This window comes from Streptomyces sp. DH12 (assembly GCF_020873895.1).
Lineage (GTDB): Bacteria > Actinomycetota > Actinomycetes > Streptomycetales > Streptomycetaceae > Streptomyces.
This window is the reverse complement of record NZ_JAHWGT010001251.1, coordinates 1-432: the sequence shown is the minus strand read 5'-3', so window position 1 is coordinate 432 and position 432 is coordinate 1. Positions and strand designations below refer to the sequence as shown.

1 pseudogene is annotated in these 432 nt (G+C 72.2%); it reads right to left on the bottom strand.

The annotated features are described in order from the left end of the window. Positions 1-291 (bottom strand): annotated as a pseudogene (locus tag LPA54_RS39510) (hypothetical protein); the annotation flags it as partial. Between the last annotated feature and the right edge of the window lie 141 nt (positions 292-432).

The window sequence follows — 432 nt, the reverse complement described above, 5'->3', positions numbered from 1 at the left end:
GGGCGGCATCCGCATGCCGGCCAGCCGGAACGACAGCGACGGGACGAACCCGCCGAAGAGCACCACCACGACGGCCACCACACCGGCCGCCTGCTGCGGCGTCAGGTCCAGGGTGATCAGGGCGGCGCCGAGCGCGCCCGCCGCGGCGACACACGCCGTGCCGATGAAGAGCGCCGGGTGGACGCCGACCGCCGCCAGGGCGAGGACCGTGCCCGCGCCGCCGGCCGCGGACCTGCCAGGGCTGGCGCCCGGGGCGCCCGACCCCCTCGGTGCCACCCCCGACCTGCTCATTCTGGTCAAGATCGCAGACCTCGGCAACGGCACCTTTGCCCACACCCACTTCACTGACCAGATCCAGACGCGCCAGTACCGCCTGCCCGAGATCATCATGGGCCACAAAAACTGGGGCGCCAGCACCGACATCTGGTCAAT